This window comes from Methyloversatilis sp. (assembly GCF_051861465.1).
Lineage (GTDB): Bacteria > Pseudomonadota > Gammaproteobacteria > Burkholderiales > Rhodocyclaceae > Methyloversatilis.
In genome coordinates, this window is sequence record NZ_JBHYCQ010000010.1 from 21,090 (window position 1) to 40,834 (window position 19,745).

Genomic DNA, 19,745 nt, shown 5'->3' on the forward strand with positions numbered 1-19,745 from the left:
GACATGCGACTGGGCGACGGGCGGGAAAGCGACAACATCGAGGACCGCCGGGGTGCGCGTGGCGGCGGCATGCTGGGCGGCGGCGGTCGCAAGATCGGTGTCGGCACCATCGTGCTGGCGCTGGTGGCGATGTATTTCGGTGTCGATCCGTCGGTGGTGCTCAATATGGGTGCCGGCGTGCCGCAGACTTCGCAGCAGGCGCCGGTGGCCCCAGGGGTGCAGTCCACCGGGCGGGCGGAAGACGACGCGCTGGCGCGTTTCACCGCACAGGTGCTGGCCGATACCGAAGACACGTGGAACGAACTGTTCCGCGCCGGCGGCAAGCAGTACCGAGAACCGAAACTGGTGCTCTACACGGGTGGTACGCAGACCGCCTGCGGCACCGGACAGGCCGCGATGGGGCCGTTCTACTGCCCGGGCGACGAGCGCGTCTATCTTGATCTCGATTTCTACCGCGACCTGCAGGCGCGCTTCGCCGCGCCGGGCGATTTTGCGCAGGCCTACGTGATCGCGCACGAAATCGGCCATCACGTGCAGCATCAGCTGGGCATCGCCGAAAAGGTGCAGGCCTCGAAGCAGCGCGTCAGCGAGCGCGACGCCAATCAACTACAGGTGCGGATGGAACTGCAGGCGGACTGCTTCGCCGGCATCTGGGCGCACCACGCCAACCGCTCGCGCGGCATTCTCGAACAGGGTGACATCGAAGAGGCGCTGCGCGCTGCGTCCGCCATTGGCGACGACACGCTGCAGAAACAGGCGCAGGGCTATGTGGTGCCGGAAAGCTTCACCCACGGCAGCGCCGAACAGCGCGTGCGCTGGTTCAAGCGCGGACTGGACAGCGGCGAAATGAAGGCCTGCGACAGCTTCGGCGCGCGCACGCTTTAGCAGATTCAAGATTCAAGATGCAAGACGCAAGGGAGGCACCGCGTGCCGCTTGAATCTCGCATCTTTCTTCTTGCATCTGCCTTTCAGCCCATGCTGACGACGACCTTGCCGACATGGGCTTGGCTCTGCTGGTGCGCCAGCGCCGCGCGGGCCTCGGCGAAGCCGAACACGCGGTCGATGACCGGGCGGATCTTGTGCAGCGAAATCACCCGGTTCATCGACTCGAACATTTCGCGCGAGCCGACGAACACGCCGCGCACCGTCGAGGTGGTGAACAGCAGCGGCAGCGGATTGATCTCGCCGCCGGTCAGCACGCCGATCAGGTGCGCCTGACCGTTCTGGCCGAGCGAAGCGATCGAGCGCTGCAGCGTACCCGGGCCGCCGACTTCGACCACGTGGTCAACGCCCACGCCGCCGGTGGCCGTGCGCACTTCCTGATCCCAGTCCGGATGGCTGCGGTAGTTGATCAGCGTGGTCGCACCGAGCGCCTTCGCCTTTTCGAGCTTGGTGTCACTCGACGACGTGGCGATCACCTCGGCGCCCGCCGCCTTCGCGAACTGCAGTGCGAACATCGATACGCCGCCTGTGCCGAGCACCAGCACGCGATCGCCTGCGCGCAGCGGCGCCGGACCTTCGAACAGCGCATTCCACGCGGTCAGCGCCGCGCACGGCAGGGTGGCCGCTTCCTCGAAGCTCAGGTGGGCCGGCTTGGCCACCAGCGAATCCTGCGGGAACAGGCGGTATTCGGTCAGCACCCCGGGCGCGGTGCCGCCCAGGGTCTTGCCGAAGTACGCCGGCTGCAGCCGGCCGGCGATCCAGGTTTCGAAGAAGGTGCCGATCACGTGGTCGCCGGCGGCAAAGCGGTCAACGCCCGCACCGATTTCGACCACCTCGCCCGCGCCATCGGACAGCGGAACCAGATCCTTCGAGTCGACGCCGGGATACAGACCCTGCAGGATGAACAGATCGCGGTAGTTGAGTGACGCTGCGCGCATCTTTACCAGCACCTGACCGGGACCGGGACGCGGGACTTCAGCGTCGATCATCGTCAGGCTGTCGGCATTGCACTGCTCAAGATAGGCTTGGTAACGCATTCGTGTGAACCTCCGTTTGATATTGTCGTGGGCGCAGCTCGATCTGCGACGCGATGGTGCCATGCCCCGGTGCGGACGGGTGTCTCGCATGAGCCTGCCTATATAGACTGGCGGCCTGGCCGCATTGCCCTCCGAACGTGACATGCCGAAATTCCCGTCCCGCCTGCGCTGGCTGCTGCCGGCCTTGCTGCTGTTCTGCGTGCACGCTGCACACGCCCTCGGCGCCGGCGAACTGGCGCTCATCGTCAATGTGTCGGATCCGGCGAGCGTGGAATCCGCCGCCTATTATCGTCAACAGCGCGACATCCCGGCGGCCAACGTCATCGAGGTGAGCTTTCCGCATGAACGCGGCGCGCTGTCGCGGGAAGAGTTCGAACGGGTATACGCCGAGGTCGGCGCAAGGTTGGCACCCGGCATCAAGGCCTTCGCGCTGGCCTGGACGCGCCCGTGGCGCGCCGGCTGCATGAGCATCACCTCCGCCTTTGCTTTCGGCTACGACGAAAGCTTCTGTTCATCGACCTGCGGCCCGACGCGGCCGAGCGGCTATTTCAACAACGGCCGCAACGCGCCCGACAACGCCGCGATGCCCCGGCCCGCCATGCTTCTGGCGGGCGAATCGGTCGAGCAGGTGAAGCGCCTGATCGACCGCGGCGTGGCTGCCGACTACAGCTATCCGAAAGGCACGGTGTATCTGGTGCGCACCGAAGACGCGGCGCGCAATGTTCGCTCCTTGCTGTTCGACGAAACGATGGCCCAGGTGCGTGGCCTGCAGTTCGCCAGCCCGAGGGCGGCCGAAGCGTTCGGCCAGCAGGACGTGATCGGCTATTTCACCGGCGCGGTGCGCGTGCCGGCACTGCCGACGCTGGGCTTTCTGCCGGGGGCTCCGGCCGACCACCTGACGTCGGTCGGCGGCACCCTGCTCGACAACACCGCGCAGATGAGCGCACTCGAATGGCTGACGGCGGGCGCCACCGGCAGCTACGGCACGGTGATCGAGCCGTGCAACCACCTGCAGAAGTTTCCCCATCCGGGCATCCTGATGGGCCTGTACGCGGAAGGTGACACGCTGATCGAGGCCTACTGGAAGAGCGTCGCCTGGCCGGGCGAGGGCGTGTTCATCGGCGAGCCGCTGGCGCGCCCGTTCGGTACCCGCACCATGCGGGATGACGCGGGATGGTGGGTCGAGTCGCATTCGGCGACCGGCCGGCGGGCGGTGATCGAAGTGGCGCGGAGCGTGGTCGGGCCGTATCGCGCGGTACAGCAGCTGATGCTGCCTGCGGGCTTTGCGCGGCAACGGCTGAAGGTCGACCGCGGTGTCGGCGCCGTCAGGGTGCGCTGAGGCCTGCCTGAAAGTCGCGAAAGGCGCGCGCGAGGCCCTCGGCCAGGCCAGTGCTTGCCTGCCACCCGATCGAATTGAGCCGCGTCACGTCCATCAGCTTCCTCGGCGTGCCGTCTGGCTTGGTCGTGTCGAACACCAGGTCGCCGTCGAAGCCCACCACCTTGCCGACGAGTTCGGCCAGTTCCTTGATCGTCACGTCTTCACCCACGCCCACATTCACCAGCGGCGGCTCGAAGCGGCCGGTCTTTGACTCGTCACTGCCCAGCAGGCTCGCGTATTGGTCGTCCGGCAGGTTGATCAGGAAGACGCAGGCGTCGGCCATGTCGTCGCTGTACAGGAATTCGCGCCGCGGCGTGCCGGTGCCCCAGAGGGAGATGCAAGATTCAAGATTCAAGTTGCAAGCGGCGCGCAGTTGCGCCTTGAGGTCGTCGGGGATGGCGCCATGCACAGCCTCGTCCTGCTCGATGGCGGCCCAGTTGCGCTGCGAAGCGAGTTTGGCGAGGTGAAACTTGCGGATCATGGCCGGGATGACATGACTGTTCATCAGGCTGTAGTTGTCGCCCGGGCCGTACAGATTGGTCGGCATCACCGCCAGATACTGCGTGCCGTACTGCCGGTTGTAGCTCCAGCACATTTCGATGCCGGCGATCTTGGCCAGCGCATATGGCCGGTTGGTGGGTTCGAGCGGGCCGGTCAGCAGGCAATCTTCGCGCATCGGCTGCGGCGCAAGCTTCGGGTAGATGCAGCTTGAGCCGAGGAACATCAGCCGCGTCACGCCGTGCGTGTACGCGCTGTGGATCACGTTGGTCTGGATGACCAGGTTGTCGCGGATGAATTCGGCCGGATAGCTGTTGTTGGCGACGATGCCGCCGACCTTGGCCGCAGCCAGGAACACGTACTCGGGCTTTTCGGTGGCGAAGAAGGCATCGGTCGCGGCCGCGTCGGTCAGATCCAGCTCGGCGTGCGTACGGGTGACCAGGTTGGTGTAGCCCCTGGCTTCAAGGTTGCGCACGATGGCCGAGCCGACCAGGCCGCGGTGGCCTGCTATATAGATACGCGCGTTCTTGTCCATGTCTGTGGCCCGCGCCTATTCGAAGTGGTCGTAGGCCTTGAAGCCCGCCATTTTCACCAGCGCATCGCGCTTGGCGCTGGTGTAGTCGGCTTCCACCATTTCCTTCACCAGTTCGCGCAGCGTCGTCTTGGGCGTCCAGCCCAGCTTTTCGCGCGCCCGGGTCGGGTCGCCGAGCAGGGTTTCGACTTCGGTCGGCCGGTAGTAGCGCGGATCGACCCTCACGATCACGTCGCCCACCTTCGCCTTGGCGCGGTCACCCGTGATCGCGGCGACGATGCCCACCTCCTGCTCACCCTCGCCTTCGAAGCGGATCGTGATGCCCAGCTCGGCGGCGGCGAATTCGACGAACTGGCGCACGCTGTACTGCACGCCGGTGGCGATCACGAAGTCTTCCGCCACGTCCTGCTGCAGCATCAGCCATTGCATTTCGATGTAGTCGCGCGCATGGCCCCAGTCGCGCAAGGCACTCATGTTGCCCAGGTACAGGCAGTCCTGCAGCCCGAGTGCGATGCGCGCGATGGCACGCGTGATCTTGCGCGTCACGAAGGTTTCGCCGCGCACCGGCGACTCGTGATTGAACAGGATGCCATTGCAGGCGTAGATGCCGTACGCCTCGCGGTAATTGATGGTGATCCAGTAGGCGTAGAGCTTGGCGCAGGCGTACGGGCTTCGCGGGTAGAAGGGCGTGGTTTCCTTCTGCGGGATTTCCTGCACCAGGCCATAGAGTTCGGACGTCGACGCTTGATAAAAGCGCGTTTTCCTCTCCAGCCCCAGGATGCGGATGGCTTCGAGGATGCGCAGTGCGCCGATGCCGTCGGCGTTGGCCGTGTATTCCGGCTCTTCGAAGCTGACCGCCACGTGCGACTGGGCGGCCAGGTTGTAGATTTCGTCCGGCTGCACCGCCTGGACGATGCGCACCAGGTTGGTCGAATCGGTCAGGTCGCCGTAGTGCAGGATGAACTTGCGGTTGTCGACGTGCGGGTCTTCGTACAGGTGGTCGATGCGGTCGGTGTTGAAGAGCGAGGAGCGGCGCTTGATGCCGTGCACCTCGTAGCCCTTCTTGAGCAGGAATTCGGCGAGATAGGCGCCGTCCTGGCCGGTCACGCCGGTGATGAGTGCGATTTTGGTCATGTGCTTTGATCCGGTGTGAAAGGCACGGGATAACAGCGCGCGATTATCGCCGATGATCGCGCGCAACCTGCTCGAGTCGCGCGGCGAGCAGCGGTTCGATGAGTGCCATGCAGCGCGCGGTGGCGCCCCGGTGCATGGCGGCATAGGCCCGGCCGGCGTTGGCCATGCGTTGTCTCGCCTGCAGATCCTCGAGCAGGCTGACGACCATCGACGCCATGTCGTCCGGTCCGCCGGCCCGGACGGCGGCGCCGGCCGCGAGCGCGTCATCGGTGGCCTGGGCGAAATTGAACATGTGTGGTCCGACGACGACCGGACAGCCCGCCGCGCAGGCCTCGATCAGATTCTGACCGCCCAGCGGCAGCCAGCTGCCGCCGATGACGGCGACGTCCGCCAGCGCATACCAGGCGACCATTTCACCCATCGAGTCGCCGAGCCACACCGGGTCACGGTCGCCGGGCAGCGTGCGTTCGCTGCGCCGTATCGCGTGCAAGCCGCATCCGGCCACGATGCCGGCCACCTCGTCGAAGCGCTGCGGATGCCTCGGCACCAGCGCAATGAGCACATCGTCCGGCAGCTGTGCCTGCAGCGCCGGCAGCAGCAGCCCCTCTTCGCCGTCGCGGGTGCTGGCCAGCAGCACGATCCGGCGGGCACCGAGCGCCGCGCGCCACCGTTGGCCGAGCGCGAGTTGATCCGGCGGCGGTGCCAGGTCGAACTTCAGATTGCCGGTCATCGTCACATTGTGCGCACCGAGCGCATTCAGCCGTGTGGCGTCGGCAGCCGTCTGAGCGGCGATGCCGGAGAGTGCTTGAAGCATCGCGCCGGTCAGTGCGGGCATTCTTGCGTAGCGGCGCGCGGACCGTTCCGACAGGCGGGCATTCGCCAGCACCACCGGAACGCCGAGGTGGTGGCACTCGGCAATCAGGTTGGGCCACAGTTCGGTTTCCATCAGGATGCCGATGGCCGGACGCCAGGCACGCAGGAAGGCACGCTGCGCCCACGGCAGATCCCAGGGCAGCCAGGCGAGGGCCACCGTATCGCCGTAAAGCGCCTGCGCCGTGGCGCGCCCGGTCGCGGTCGTCTGGGTCAGGAGGATGCGGGCGTCGGGGTGGGCCTCGCGCAGCGCAGCGATCAGCGGCTGGGCGGCGCGCGTTTCGCCGACCGACACAGCATGTATCCAGAGGGTCGATGCAGCGGGTTCAACGCGGAAGAAGCCCAGCCGCTGGGCGACATCGCATGCGTAACCCGATTCCCGGCGGGCGCGCCACGCCAGGCGCAGCAGCACGGCGGGCAGTGCGACCAGCCAGATCAGGGTGTACAGAACGCGATTCAGGGGCACGGGTCAGGAAGCCGGAGGCGGGCAGCCGGCAGGGCGCCGGACCGATCAGTGCCAAGGATACCAAGATGGCGGCAGCCTCCCGGCTGCCCGCGGCGGCGTGAGATAATCGGACACCTGACCGGCGCGCAATTCCGTCGCGCGTTCGCAGCACTACACACTGGACCCGTCATTCAATGAAAGCCGTGATTCTCGCCGGCGGCCTCGGCACCCGGATTTCCGAAGAGTCGCACCTCAAGCCCAAGCCGATGATAGAAATCGGCGGCCGGCCCATCCTGTGGCACATCATGAAGATCTATTCCCGTTACGGGATCAACGACTTCGTGATCTGCCTCGGTTACAAGGGCTACGTCATCAAGGAGTACTTCGCCAACTACTTCCTCCACATGTCCGACGTCACGTTCGACATGTCGAAAAACGAGATGGAAGTCCATCAGCGCTACGTCGAGCCGTGGCGCGTTACGCTGGTCGACACTGGCGAAAACACGCTGACCGGCGGCCGGCTGCGCCGGGTGCGCCAGCATCTGGGCGATCAGCCTTTCTGCTTCACGTACGGCGATGGCGTGGCCGATGTCGATATCGGTGCGCTGGTCGATTTCCATCGCGCGCACGGCAAGGCGGCGACGGTGACGGCCATCCAGCCGCCCGGGCGCTATGGCGCGCTGAACCTCGACGGCCATGCAGTGCGCAGCTTCCAGGAAAAGCCGGCCGGAGATGGCGCGTGGATCAACGGTGGTTTCTTCGTGCTCGATCCGTCGGTCATCGACCTGATTTCCGGTGACCAGACCAGCTGGGAGGCCGAGCCGCTGATGCAGCTGGCGCGCGACGATCGCCTGATGGCCTATCCGCACGCCGGTTTCTGGCAGGCGATGGACACCCTGCGCGACAAGAACCAGCTTGAAGAAATCTGGCAATCCGGCCGTGCGCCGTGGAAGTGCTGGGAATGAGCGACGGCTTCTGGCGCGGCCGACGCGTCCTGCTGACCGGGCACACCGGCTTCAAGGGAAGCTGGCTGACGTTGTGGCTGCATGCGCAGGGTGCCGAGGTGCATGGCTACGCACTGGTGCCGCCCGCTTCGCCCAACCTGTTCACCGTTGCCGGGGTGGATGGAGCGCTGGCGTCGTCCACCCTGGCCGACATCCGCGACCTGACGACGCTGACGGCGCTGTGCCGCGAGGTGCGGCCGCAGATCGTGTTTCACCTGGCCGCCCAGGCGCTGGTGCGCCAGTCCTACCGCGAGCCGGTCGACACCTTCGCCACCAACGTGATGGGCGTCGTGAACCTGCTGGAAGCCGTGCGCAGCGCCGGCGGCGTCGCGGCGGTGGTCAATGTCACGACCGACAAGTGCTACGAGAACCGGGAGTGGCCCTGGGCCTATCGCGAAATCGAGCCGATGGGCGGGCACGATCCCTATAGCGCCAGCAAGGGCTGCGCCGAACTGGTCACGGCCGCCTACCGCGCGTCCTTCCTGAAGGAGGCCGGCGTTGCGGTGGCAACTGCCCGGGCCGGCAACGTGATCGGCGGCGGCGATTGGGCCGAAGACCGGCTGCTGCCCGACATCTTCCGTGCGCTCGACGCGCGCCGCACGCTGCCGGTGCGTTCGCCGCATGCCGTGCGTCCCTGGCAGCATGTGCTCGAACCGCTGTCCGGCTATCTCGCGCTGGCCGAAGCGCTGGCCGGTGGCAACGGCGATTTCGCCGAAGCGTGGAATTTCGGTCCGGCGGAGGACGACGCGCGCAGTGTCGGCTGGATCGTCGAACGCCTCGCGTCGCGACTGTCCGATCTCGTCTGGCAGGTCGACGCGGCGCCGCAGCCGCACGAAGCCCATTATCTGAAGCTCGACAGCAGCAAGGCCCGTTCGCGGCTGGGCTGGCGACCGCGCTGGCGTCTGGCCGAGGCGCTCGACCGCACGCTGCAGTGGCATCAGGCGTGGCGTGCCGGCGCTGACATGCGTGCTGTCTGCCTGGCCCAGATTGCCGACCATGTCGCGTCAGCGGATGCGGACCGTTCATGAGCAATTGCCCTGACTGGTCGCCCACCCCGCTTGCCGGACTGGTCGTCGTTCAGCGTCCGCGCATCGAGGATCACCGCGGCTTCCTGTCGCGCTTCTTCTGCGCCGAAACCCTGCGCGAAGCCGGCTTCGACGCGCCGATCGCACAGATCAACCATACGCTGACGCGTGCCCGCGGCGCGCTGCGCGGCCTGCATTATCAGCGTCCGCCGCATGCCGAAGTGAAGATGGTGAGCTGCCTGCGCGGCGAGGTGTTCGACGTGGCCGTCGACCTGCGCGCGGGCTCACCCACCTTCCTGCGCTGGCACGGCGAAGTGCTGTCCGCCGACAACCGGCGCAGTCTGCTGATCCCGCGCGGCTTCGCGCATGGGTTCCAGGCGCTGACCGACGACTGCGAACTGCTTTACCTGCACAGCGCCGCCTATGCGCCCGATGCCGAGGGTGCGGCCAACGCGCTCGACCCCGCGCTGGCGATACGCTGGCCGCTGGACATCACCGACCTGTCGGAGCGCGATCGCACGCACCCGATGCTCGACCCGGATTTCAAGGGAATCACCGCATGAAATGTCGCCACTGCGGCACTGAACTGACGCTGCCGCTGATCGATCTGGGCAGCGCACCGCCGTCCAATGCCTACCTGACGCAGGCCGCATTGTCGGAACCCGAGAAGTGGTATCCGCTGCGCGTGCTGGTGTGCGATCACTGCTGGCTGGTGCAGACGGAAGACTATGCGCACCACGGCGAGCTGTTTTCCGACGATTACGCCTATTTCAGCTCCTTTTCGAGCAGCTGGCTGGCGCATGCCCGGGCTTACGTGTCGGGCATGACGGAGCGCTTCGGTCTCGGCGCGACCTCGCATGTGGTGGAGGTCGCATCCAACGACGGCTACCTGCTGCAGTACGTACGCGAACGCGGCATTCCGTGCCTCGGCATCGAACCGACCGCAAGCACCGCCGCCGCCGCGCGCGGCCGCGGCATCGAGGTGATCGAACAGTTCTTCGGCGTGGCACTGGCCGATGAGCTGGCCGCGGCGGGGCGCCGCGCCGACCTGATGGCGGCCAACAATGTGCTGGCGCACGTCCCCGACATCAACGACTTCGTCGCCGGCTTCGCCCGCCTGCTCAAGGACGACGGCGTGGCCACCTTCGAATTTCCGCATCTGCTGAATCTGGTGCAGCTCAACCAGTTCGACACCATCTATCACGAACATTTTTCCTACCTGTCGCTGGTTGCGGTTGCGCGCATCTTCGAGTCGAACGGCCTGAGCGTATTCGATGTGGAAGAATTGCCGACGCACGGTGGCAGCCTGCGCGTATTCGCACAGCGCGCGCAGACCGGCCGCCGGCCGGTGGCACCGGCAGTGGCCGGCATGCTGGCGCGCGAGCACGCGGCCGGCATGACCCAGCCCGCGTTCTACAGCGGTTTCCAGCACAAGGCGGAGAAGGTGAAGAACGATCTGGTCGCCTTCCTGATCGACGCGCGACGCGACGACAGGACGGTCGCGGCCTACGGGGCGGCAGCCAAGGGCAACACCCTGCTGAACTTCGCCGGCGTCCGCGGCGACCTCATTTCGTACGTCGTCGACCGCAATCCGGCCAAGCAGGACATGTTCATGCCGGGCAGCCGCATACCCATCGTCGACGAGTCGCGGCTGCAGGCCGAGCCGCCTGATTACCTGGTGATCCTGCCGTGGAACCTGCGTCAGGAAGTGTTCTCCCAGCTGCAGTCGCTGCACGCGGGCGGAACGCGCTTCGTCACGGCGGTTCCTGCACTGGAGATCGCATGACCCCGCCGCGCATTGCCTATACGAAGCCTTCGATCACCGAACTCGAAGTCAGCTACGCCACCGATGCCGCCCGCAACGGCTGGGGCGAGCGCTGTTACGAGTACATCACCCGTTTCGAAGACGCCTTTCGCACGCATCTTGGCGTGCGCCACGCCATCGCCACCTCCAGCTGCACCGGCGCGCTGCACATGGGTCTGGCGGCATTGGGCGTCGGACCGGGCGATGAGGTGATTCTCGCCGACACGAACTGGATCGCATCGGTCGCACCGGTTGTGCATCTGGGCGCGGATCCGGTGTTCGTCGATATCAGGCCCGATTCCTGGTGTGCCGATCCCGCATTGGTCGAAGCGGCCATCACGCCGCGTACGCGGGCCATCCTCGCGGTGCACCTGTACGGCAATCTGTGTGACATGGATGCGCTGCTCGCCATTGGCGCCCGCCACGGCATTCCGGTCGTCGAGGATGCCGCAGAGGCGATCGGCTCGGTGTGGCGCGGCAGGCGTGCCGGCTCCATGGGCGCCTTCGGTGCCTTCTCCTTTCATGGCACGAAGACCATGACCACCGGTGAAGGCGGCATGTTCGTCACCAACGACGACGCGCTGTACGAACGGGTGCTCACACTCAGCAACCACGGCAGGGCACGCAGCCAGACGAAACAGTTCTGGCCCGACATGGTCGGCTTCAAATACAAGATGTCGAACATCCAGGCCGCCATCGGCTGCGCCCAGATGGAGCGCATCGACGAACTGATCGCCGGCAAGCGCAGGATATTCACGGCCTACCGGGAGGGCCTCGCCGATGTGGCCGGTGTTTCGATGAACCCGGAGCCCGCGGGTACGCAGAACGGCTTCTGGATGCCGACCGTCGTGTTCAGCCGGGACAGGGGGGTGACGCGGGAAATGCTGCAGGCAGCTTTCGCCCGCGGCAATGCCGACGCGCGCGTGTTCTTCTGGCCGCTGTCGTCGACCTCGCCTTTCGACCGGGGCGACGGCTTGCCGGTGGCACGCGACATCGCTGCGCGCGCCATCAATCTGCCGGCCTACCACGACATCACCGACGATGAACTGCAGCGCGTCGTGTCGATACTTCGCGATCTGCCCTGACCCAGACAGCGGCGCTCGACGAAGCAGCCGCGAAGCCCGACGAGGAAACGCTCATGCGCGAACAACTTCACCAGACAGAGATCGATGACTTTCATCGCGACGGCTTTGTCCTGCTCCGTGGTTTCTACGACGTGGATGCCGAGATCCGGCCCATCCAGGCAGCGATCGCCGAAATCATCGCGCTGGTCAGGGCGAGCCACGGTTTGCCGGTCACAGCACCCGACAGCGTCGCGCACTTCGACCACCAGTTCGCGGACCTCATTGCACACGATCGCCGTCTTGGCGGGGTTGTCTACGACGCCGTCAAGCAGATTCCGGCATTTGTCCGCCTCGTCTGTTCGACCGGACACGAGGCGGTCTTCCGCCAGCTGCGCAAGACGGATCTCGCTGGCATTGCCGGCGGTGGTTACGGCATACGCATCGACAATCCGGGTGAGGAGCGCTTTCGCGCCGACTGGCACCAGGAATACCCGGCCCAGCTGCGCAGTGTGGATGGCGCGGTGTTCTGGAGTCCGCTGGTGTCGATAGAGGCGGACATGGGACCGGTACGCGTGTGCGTCGGATCTCAGGCCGAGGGGCTGGTGCCCGTGCTGACACGCGACCCGGACCACCCTGACAAGGCGGGCGCATACGGACTCATCCTGTCTGACCGCGCAGCGCGCGTGGCGCGTTATCCCGAGCGGGCGCCCTTGACCCATCCGGGCGACCTGCTGATCATGGATTTTCTGACACTTCATGCGTCCGGTCAGAACACGAGCCGGCGATCGCGCTGGTCCATGCAGAGCCGGCTCTTCAACTTCCGGGAGCCGACCGGGGTGTCGCATGCATGGCGTGGCTCCTATGCCGCCGGCACCGACTTCACCACGATTCACCCCGAACTGGTCGCAGACTGAGGACGTCCATGACTGATCAATGCAATGTCTGCGCTGCCGCCTTGCTGCCGGCACTCTACGATTCGGGCGCAGGAGCTTCGCTCACTTCGCTGTGTCGCATCGTCGACACGCCGACGCGTGTCCGGGCGTGTCCTGCATGCGCACACATCCAGACGGATGAAGTGGTACATGCACCGACTTACTACGACAAGGAATACGACATCCTGGTCGAGAGCGAGGACGAGGACCAGATTTACGAAGTCATCGCCGGGACGCCCGTTTTCCGCACTGCGCACCAGGTCGCTGTCCTGCAGGACAAGCTGTCACTCAGCGCGGGCACGAAGCTGCTCGACTATGGCTGCGCCAAAAGTTCGACCTATCGAGCACTCGCGCAAGCTCGGCCTGACATCGAGCTGAATCTGTTCGATGTCAGCGATCGCTATGTACCTTTCTGGGCGACCTTTCTGACGCCAGACCGCTGGTCGACCTACGTACCACGCAGCGAATGGACCGCGTACTTCGATGTCATCACTTCGTTTTTCGCCTTCGAACACATTCCGGATCCGGTTGCATCCCTGCGGACTGTGGCGTCCCTGCTGCGCCCTGACGGTCGCTTTTACTGCATCGTGCCGAACGTGTTCTCGAATGTCGCGGATCTCGTGGTCGTCGATCACGTCAATCACTTCACCCACACTTCAATCCTGAGGATGTTTTCCGATGCAGGATTCGCCAGCGTGGATATAGACGACACGGTACACCGGGGTGCCTTTGTCGTCGTTGCGGGGAAGTCGATTTCGGGAGCCGACGCTTCGACGCGCGATGATCCTTCAGTTGCTGCACTGCTTGCAGAGGCGCGCCGGCTCGGTGATTTCTGGTCGACTGCGGCGCAGAAGGCACGGGACTTCGAACGCACGCTCCGCGACGATGATGTGCTGGCCGTCTACGGCGCGGGTTTCTACGGAGCCTTTCTTGCCGCCGTGCTTGAGAAACCGGAACGCATCCGCTGCTTCCTTGACCAGAATCCCCATCTTCAGGGGCGTGTCGTCAACGGTTGCCCCGTCATCCACCCGTCCTCGCTGCCGACCGACATTTCGGTGCTGATGGTCGGATTGAACCCGGCCAATGCGAAGGCGATCATTGATCAGCTCGATGCATTGACTGCGCTGCGCAAGTTCTTCCTCTGAAGGAGACCCGAAGCATGCTGAACGGAGCAACAGTCATCCTGCGCGCATGGAAGGAAGCGGATGTTCCTGCGCTGCAGCTGCTGCGCAATGATGTCGAGCTGCAGGAAATGCTGATGGCAGAGCCCCGGCCCAATTCCCTCGAGCGCACCCGGCAGTGGTTGTCGGAGCGTTCCGGCAGGGAGGATGGTCTTCTGTTTGTCATTGCCACGGCAGCAGACGACCAGCCGGCGGGCTTCGTGCAGATTACGGAACTCGACCGACGCAACCGGACCGCCTTTCTGGGCATCGCCCTGCTTCCTCGATCACAGGGCATGGGACTTGGCGCTGAAGCGCTCGCATTGCTTGAAGCCTATCTCGTGCGGGTGTTCCGGCTGCGCAAGCTGCTCCTCAAGGTGCTGACTTCGAACACGCGAGCCATCGCCTTCTATGCTGCCGCGAGCTTCAATCAGGCCGGGGTGTTGCGTCGGCATCATGCGTCCGCACTCGGATATCAGGATGTGCTGATCATGGAGAAATTTCTCTGTGCTGCGTCTGCAGACGAGGACGGCGCGTGAAGGTGGTCATCTCCCAGCCCATGTTTTTCCCATGGGTGGGCATGTTCGAGCAGATTGCGCTGGCCGACGTCTATGTCCATTACTCGGATGTCCAGTTCTCCAAGGGCAGCTTCACCAACCGGGTGCAGATCAAGACGGAGAAAGGTTCACACTGGTTGACCGTCCCGCTCGGGAAAGTCAGTCTCGGTCAGCGCATCAACGAGGTGCGCATCGACGACACGAGAGCGTGGCGCGCGGATCACATCAGGATGCTTCTCGCATCGTATGGCGAGGCGCCGTTCCTCGACGAGATGATGTCGCTGGTGCAGGGCGTCTATGCGCGCAACCACGAGACGATTGCCGAACTGAGCGAAGCCAGTCTGAGCACCGTCTGCGACTATTTCGACCTGCTGCGCGGACGACGTTTCGTTCATATCGATGAACTGTCGATTCCGGGGGCGAGCTCGAGGCGGGTGCTCGATGTGGTGCACGCGGTGGGTGGCACCGAATACATCACCGGGCACGGCGCGCGCAATTATCTCGATCACGCGTTGTTCGAGCGCGAAGGCGTGTCGGTGTCCTACATGGATTACCGGAAAGTGCCTTACGAACAGCTGCACGGCGCATTCACGCCGTTTGTTTCAATCCTTGACCTCATTGCGAACAAGGGAAAAGCGGGGCGGTCCCTGATCTGCTCCGGAACACGAAACTGGAAGGAATTCGTAGAACATGGATGAAATCGAACGATTCAAGGCCGAAGTCGAGGCGAACATCGAGTCTCTCGGCCGGGACGGCGACCTGCAGGCGTTGTCGCGCGTCTGGGTAAGGGAGATCTCGCGTCACAAGTATGCCTACAACTTCCGATGGCTCGGCCGCCCGGCCATCCAGTTTCCGAACGATGCCTGGGCCATGCAGGAGATCATCTGGGCGGTCCGGCCCGATCTCATCATCGAAACCGGCATCGCGCACGGCGGATCGCTGGTTTTCAGCGCCTCGATGCTGGCGCTGCTCGAACTGTGCGATGCGGCGGAACGCGGTGAAACCGTCGATCCGCGCAAGCCGGCGCGCAAGGTGCTCGGCATCGACATCGACATCCGCGCGCACAACCGTGCCGCAATCGAGGCCCACCCGATGGCGTCGCGCATCGAAATGATCCAGGGTTCCAGCATCAGCGCGGAAGTGATCGGACAGGTGAAGGCCATCGCGGCCAACCATTCGAAGGTGCTGATCTGTCTGGACAGCAACCATACGCACGAACATGTGCTGGCCGAACTCGAGGCCTATGCGCCGCTGACCAGTCCCGGCAGCTACTGCGTGGTATTCGACACCCTGGTCGAGGACATGCCGGCCGACATGTTCCCGGATCGCCCGTGGGGTCCCGGCAACAATCCGAAGACTGCGGTGCATGAATACCTCAAGTCACATCCGGAATTCACCATCGACAAGGCGATCGATCACAAGCTGCTGATCAGTGTGGCGCCCGACGGCTATCTGCGGCGCGATCGCTGACCGTGTCATCGGAGAGGCCGTCTGTGTCCGTACGCAGGAACGTCGTCGCCAACTATCTCGGGCAGGGCTGGACTGCACTGATGCAATTCGCATTCGTGCCGCTGTACCTGAGTTATCTCGGCGTCGAGGCGTTCGGCCTGATCGGCGTGTTCACGATGCTGCAGGCATGGATGGTGCTCCTCGATCTGGGCATGACGCCGACGCTCAATCGCGAGATGGCGCGCTTCACCGCCGGCTCCCACTCGGCGCGGAGCATCAACGACCTGCTGCGCACGCTCGAATGGATCTGCATCGCGATGGCGGCCGGCATCGTGCTGGTGATCTGGGCCGCTTCGGGCTGGCTGGCGTCGGACTGGCTGCAGCCCGGCGCGCTGCCCGTATCGTCGGTCGCCGATGCGATCGCGCTGATGGGCATCGTGATCGCATTGCGCTTCGTCGAGGGCATCTACCGCGGTGCGCTGATGGGTCTGCAGCGTCAGGTGTTCTTCAATGCGTTCAACGCCTTGAACGCGACCCTGCGTGCCGCCGGCGCGGTTGCGGTGCTGATCTGGGTGTCGCCGACCATCGAAGCCTTCTTCATCTGGCAGGCGTGCGCGTCGCTGTTTGCCGTGGCGGGGCTGGCGCTGGCCACACATCGCACGCTGCCCGCCATCGACACCGCCGCGCGATTCTCGAAGCAGGCGCTGCTGGACGTGCGTCATTTCGCCGGCGGCATGATCGCGACCACGCTGCTCGCGCTGCTGCTCACGCAGATCGACAAGGTGCTGCTGTCGCGCCTGATTTCGCTCGAGGCCTTCGGTTACTACACGCTGGCGGCAACCGTCGCGTCGGCGCTCACGCTGCTCGCCACCCCGGTAACGCAGGCGGTCTATCCGCGTCTCACCGAACTGGCGACGACAGAGGATGGCGATGCGTTGGCGGATCTGTATCACCGCAGTGCGCAAGCGGTGACCGTGCTGTGTGCGCCGCCGGCCCTGATCATGATCCTGCTGCCGGAGGTTCTGCTCCGAACATGGACGGGCGATGCCGCGCTGTCTGCGCACACCGCACCACTGCTGGCGCTGCTGGCTGCCGGCACCTTCCTGAACGGTCTGATGTACATCCCGTACATGCTGCAGCTCGCGCACGGCTGGTCCGGCTTCGCGGTGCGCGTGAATCTGGTGGCGGTGACGCTGCTCATTCCCGCCATCCTGTGGGCAACGCCGCGCTACGGTGCCACGGGCGCCGCATGGGCGTGGGTGGCGCTGAATATCGGATACATGACGATAGGGATGCATTTCATGTATCGCCGGCTGCTGCCGGCGGAGAAGGTCAGCTGGTATGTGAAGGACATCCTGTCGCCCCTCGCTGCCGCTGCCCTTGCGACCTACGCTTTCGCCTTCATCCTGAGCGAGCCTTTCGGTACCGTGCTGACGGTCTGCCTGCTGGGCCTGTGTGGTCTGATGGCGCTGCTTGCCGGGGCATTCAGCGCAGACCGGCTGCGCCAACGACTTTTCGACATCTGGCCGCTGTCCGCGGCCCGTCGCGCCTTTGACCACTGACATGAAATCACTGTTTGACGCCCGCCGCCGCGGCATGCTGTTCAAGCGCGCCACCGACCTGTTGCGCCGCAAGGCCGGCATCGATTACCGCAAGTCCTACGCGCAGTGCGGCGAAGACGTGATCGTACGCACCGTGTTCGACATGCTCGGCATTGCCAGCCCGTCCTATCTGGACATCGGCGCGCATCACCCGACCTTTCTCAGCAATACCTATCTGTTCTATGAACAGGGCTGCCAGGGTGTCACGATCGAGCCCGATCCGGAACTGCATGCGCGGTTTCTCGACAAGCGGCCACGAGACGTCAATCTGAACATCGGCATCGGCCCCGAACCAGGTTCATTCGAGCTGTTCATCATGTCGACGCGCACGCTGAATACGCTGTCTGAACCGGAAGCCAACATGTATGTGTCGCAGGGCTATCGGATCGACGCCCGGCACCGCGTCGAGGTGAATATGATCGGCGCCGTCATCGACGCCCATTTCAAGGCAACGCCCGACTTCCTGTCGGTCGACGTCGAAGGGCTGGACTACGAAATCCTCCAGTCGCTCGATCCGGCGCGCCACCGCCCGAGCGTCATCTGCGTGGAAACCATCGTGTTCTCCTCGACCGGCAAGGGCGAAAAGCGAAGCGAGATCGATGATCTGCTGCTGGGTCGGGGCTATATCCGCTTTGCCGACACCTATATCAACACGATCTATGTGGACGAGCAGTCGTGGATCAACAGGTGATGCCGCGTGTCGGCATCGGCGTGCCGACCTACAATCGTCCGGCCGGGTTGCGGCACACGCTGGCATGCCTCAGTGCGCAGACTTATCCGAACATCGACATCCTGGTGTCGGACAACGCGTCGCCTGACCCTGCGGTGGCGGAGGTCGTGGCTGAGATGGCCGCGCGCGATCCGCGCATCCGCTATGTCCGGCAGCCGACGTCACTCGGCGCGACCGGCAATTTCCGTTTTCTGCTGGACGCTTGCCGCGACGAGTTTTTCATGTGGGCGGCGGATGATGACGAGTGGGCGCCCGGGTTCGTCGAGGCCTGCATGAGCGCGCTGTTGAGCGCACCCGGCGCAGTGTCCGCGATGACCGGGGTTGAAACGCTGTACCGCGGCAATGGCCGGCGTGTCCCGGTTACGATGCCCGCGCTGTCACCCGATCACAGCCGCGGACAGAATTTCTGCGCCTTCCTGCAGTGCATGGCGCCGGGCGTCATCTACGGCGTGCATCGACGCGAAGCGGTGCAGTTCTTTCTCGAAGGTGAAATGTTCGATTACTACGACTGCTACTTCGCGCTGCGTCTGATCACGCAGGGGCGGGGCGTCGTACTGGTCCCCGAGCGGCTCTATACGGCCGGGGTCGAAGGAACCGAATATGTGGTGAAGACCCAGCACGGTTCCTGGGGCAGCGGACTGCGCTACCTTCCCTTCTATACTGCGGCGCGTTCGATCCTCGCGCAGACCGGATTCGGCCTGCTGCAGCGGGTGCGGATCGAAATCTCGCTTGCCCTGCTGACCGCGCGGTTGTTCGCGGGTCAGGAGCGCGCCGCATTGATGCGAAGCCTCCGGCCTTCCAGGACCTGATTCAACGTGATCGCCTTTCTCAGAAAACAGCTCCGGACGAACCCCCTGTTCGCCTTCAACCTCGTCTTTCGCGATCGCTGGGTGGCGCAGCAGGCGGCGTTGCTCCCTGCCGGCACGCGGGTGCTCGATGTGGGCGCCGGCTCCTGCCCGTACCGCCCGCTGTTCGCGCACTGCGACTATCGCACGCAGGACTTCACCGGCCTGAAGGACGACCAGTTGCGGCACGGTGGTTACGGACAGATCGATTACATCTGCGATGCCGCAGCGATCCCGGCGCCGGATGCCAGTTTCGAAGCCGTGCTGTGCACCGAGGTGATCGAACACCTGGCCGAGCCGGAAAAGGTGATCAACGAGTTTGCGCGCCTGCTGCGCCCGGGCGGCCGGCTGATGCTGACGGCACCGCTCGGTTCCGGCATCCATCAGGAGCCGCATCATTATTTCGGCGGCTTCACGCCCTGGTGGCACCGGCGCGTGCTCGAAGCGGCCGGGTTCGAGTCGATTCACGTCGAAGCCAACGCCGGCTCGTTCCGCTTCTTTTCGCAGGAGTCGCTGCGCTTTGTCGCCGGCACGATGCCGTTCCGTCGTCTGCCCCTGTTACCCAGCCTGCTGTGGTGGCCGTTCTGGCTGCTGCTGCTGCCGGTGCTGGCCGGCCTGATTCCGCTGGCGGCCGCGCTGCTGGACCGCTACGACCGCGAGCAGCGCTTCACCATCGGCTATCACGTGACCGCGGTGCGCCGCAGCGCACCGGCTTCGACGCGCGGGGCCCCCTGAGGC

The 19,745-nt window shown here is 64.8% G+C and carries 20 protein-coding genes; 16 read left to right on the forward strand and 4 right to left on the reverse strand.

The window, feature by feature from the left end; all coding sequences use genetic code 11:
* The first annotated feature begins 3 nt into the window (after window positions 1-3).
* Window positions 4-885 carry a KPN_02809 family neutral zinc metallopeptidase gene (gene ypfJ / locus ACTIFF_RS14430; protein ID WP_439537457.1) on the forward strand — a complete coding sequence of 294 codons (882 nt, stop codon included), beginning with the start codon at window positions 4-6 and terminating at the stop codon, window positions 883-885.
* Between the two features lie 83 nt (window positions 886-968).
* Here ypfJ and ACTIFF_RS14435 read toward each other — a convergent pair whose 3' ends face one another.
* Window positions 969-1,979 carry a zinc-dependent alcohol dehydrogenase family protein gene (locus ACTIFF_RS14435; protein WP_439537458.1) on the reverse strand — a complete coding sequence of 337 codons (1,011 nt, stop codon included), beginning with the start codon at window positions 1,977-1,979 and terminating at the stop codon, window positions 969-971.
* 142 nt (window positions 1,980-2,121) lie between these two features.
* On the opposite strand from ACTIFF_RS14435, the gene ACTIFF_RS14440 reads away from it, so the two are divergent.
* On the forward strand, window positions 2,122-3,318 hold the full coding sequence (locus tag ACTIFF_RS14440; protein ID WP_439537459.1) for a TIGR03790 family protein: 1,197 nt from the start codon (window positions 2,122-2,124) through the stop codon (window positions 3,316-3,318).
* Here the strand turns inward: ACTIFF_RS14440 and ACTIFF_RS14445 are convergent.
* From ACTIFF_RS14445 to waaA, 3 genes are read right to left on the reverse strand one after another with little or no spacing between them, the layout of a single operon-like run.
* The gene (locus ACTIFF_RS14445) at window positions 3,305-4,390 is read right to left on the reverse strand and encodes a GDP-L-fucose synthase family protein (RefSeq protein WP_439537460.1); all 1,086 of its coding nucleotides are present in this window, start codon (window positions 4,388-4,390) and stop codon (window positions 3,305-3,307) included. The two genes, ACTIFF_RS14440 and ACTIFF_RS14445, sit on opposite strands and share 14 nt — an antisense overlap.
* Window positions 4,391-4,405: 15 nt before the next feature.
* Window positions 4,406-5,521, reverse strand: coding sequence for a GDP-mannose 4,6-dehydratase (gmd, locus tag ACTIFF_RS14450; RefSeq protein ID WP_439537461.1), 1,116 nt, complete (start codon window positions 5,519-5,521; stop codon window positions 4,406-4,408).
* 43 nt (window positions 5,522-5,564) lie between these two features.
* Window positions 5,565-6,851: a lipid IV(A) 3-deoxy-D-manno-octulosonic acid transferase gene (gene waaA, locus ACTIFF_RS14455; RefSeq protein WP_439537544.1), complete on the reverse strand. Its 1,287-nt coding sequence runs from the start codon at window positions 6,849-6,851 to the stop codon at window positions 5,565-5,567.
* Window positions 6,852-7,030: 179 nt separating this feature from the next.
* Here waaA and rfbF point away from each other — a divergent pair, with 179 nt between their 5' ends.
* From rfbF to ACTIFF_RS14525, 14 genes are read left to right on the forward strand one after another with little or no spacing between them, the layout of a single operon-like run.
* Entirely contained in the window at window positions 7,031-7,801 is a 771-nt protein-coding gene (gene rfbF / locus ACTIFF_RS14460; protein WP_439537462.1) for a glucose-1-phosphate cytidylyltransferase, read from the forward strand.
* Window positions 7,798-8,868, forward strand: coding sequence for a CDP-glucose 4,6-dehydratase (gene rfbG / locus ACTIFF_RS14465; RefSeq protein WP_439537463.1), 1,071 nt, complete (start codon window positions 7,798-7,800; stop codon window positions 8,866-8,868). The genes rfbF and rfbG overlap by 4 nt, the downstream gene beginning before the upstream one ends.
* On the forward strand, window positions 8,865-9,428 hold the full coding sequence (rfbC, locus tag ACTIFF_RS14470) for a dTDP-4-dehydrorhamnose 3,5-epimerase (protein ID WP_439537464.1): 564 nt from the start codon (window positions 8,865-8,867) through the stop codon (window positions 9,426-9,428). Before rfbG ends, rfbC begins: the two co-directional genes overlap by 4 nt.
* On the forward strand, window positions 9,425-10,651 hold the full coding sequence (locus tag ACTIFF_RS14475; protein WP_439537465.1) for a methyltransferase domain-containing protein: 1,227 nt from the start codon (window positions 9,425-9,427) through the stop codon (window positions 10,649-10,651). Before rfbC ends, ACTIFF_RS14475 begins: the two co-directional genes overlap by 4 nt.
* A complete protein-coding gene (locus ACTIFF_RS14480) occupies window positions 10,648-11,754 on the forward strand; it encodes a DegT/DnrJ/EryC1/StrS family aminotransferase (RefSeq protein WP_439537466.1) in 1,107 nt (368 codons plus the stop codon). Before ACTIFF_RS14475 ends, ACTIFF_RS14480 begins: the two co-directional genes overlap by 4 nt.
* A 53-nt stretch (window positions 11,755-11,807) precedes the next feature.
* On the forward strand, window positions 11,808-12,647 hold the full coding sequence (locus ACTIFF_RS14485) for a phytanoyl-CoA dioxygenase family protein (RefSeq protein ID WP_439537467.1): 840 nt from the start codon (window positions 11,808-11,810) through the stop codon (window positions 12,645-12,647).
* An 8-nt stretch (window positions 12,648-12,655) separates the two neighbouring features.
* Entirely contained in the window at window positions 12,656-13,810 is a 1,155-nt protein-coding gene (locus tag ACTIFF_RS14490) for a class I SAM-dependent methyltransferase (RefSeq protein WP_439537468.1), read from the forward strand.
* Window positions 13,811-13,824: 14 nt separating this feature from the next.
* Complete coding sequence (locus ACTIFF_RS14495) at window positions 13,825-14,364, forward strand: GNAT family N-acetyltransferase (protein WP_439537469.1); 540 nt, start codon at window positions 13,825-13,827, stop codon at window positions 14,362-14,364.
* Window positions 14,361-15,080, forward strand: coding sequence for a WbqC family protein (locus ACTIFF_RS14500; protein WP_439537470.1), 720 nt, complete (start codon window positions 14,361-14,363; stop codon window positions 15,078-15,080). The genes ACTIFF_RS14495 and ACTIFF_RS14500 overlap by 4 nt, the downstream gene beginning before the upstream one ends.
* Window positions 15,073-15,852, forward strand: a complete 780-nt coding sequence (locus tag ACTIFF_RS14505; RefSeq protein ID WP_439537471.1) for a cephalosporin hydroxylase family protein — start codon at window positions 15,073-15,075, stop codon at window positions 15,850-15,852. Before ACTIFF_RS14500 ends, ACTIFF_RS14505 begins: the two co-directional genes overlap by 8 nt.
* Window positions 15,853-15,875: 23 nt before the next feature.
* Window positions 15,876-17,393, forward strand: coding sequence for a lipopolysaccharide biosynthesis protein (locus ACTIFF_RS14510; protein ID WP_439537472.1), 1,518 nt, complete (start codon window positions 15,876-15,878; stop codon window positions 17,391-17,393).
* 1 nt (window position 17,394) lies between these two features.
* Window positions 17,395-18,123 carry an FkbM family methyltransferase gene (locus ACTIFF_RS14515; RefSeq protein ID WP_439537473.1) on the forward strand — a complete coding sequence of 243 codons (729 nt, stop codon included), beginning with the start codon at window positions 17,395-17,397 and terminating at the stop codon, window positions 18,121-18,123.
* On the forward strand, window positions 18,108-18,971 hold the full coding sequence (locus ACTIFF_RS14520; RefSeq protein WP_439537474.1) for a glycosyltransferase family 2 protein: 864 nt from the start codon (window positions 18,108-18,110) through the stop codon (window positions 18,969-18,971). Before ACTIFF_RS14515 ends, ACTIFF_RS14520 begins: the two co-directional genes overlap by 16 nt.
* A gap of 6 nt (window positions 18,972-18,977) precedes the next feature.
* Window positions 18,978-19,742 carry a class I SAM-dependent methyltransferase gene (locus ACTIFF_RS14525; RefSeq protein ID WP_439537475.1) on the forward strand — a complete coding sequence of 255 codons (765 nt, stop codon included), beginning with the start codon at window positions 18,978-18,980 and terminating at the stop codon, window positions 19,740-19,742.
* Window positions 19,743-19,745: the final 3 nt, after the last annotated feature.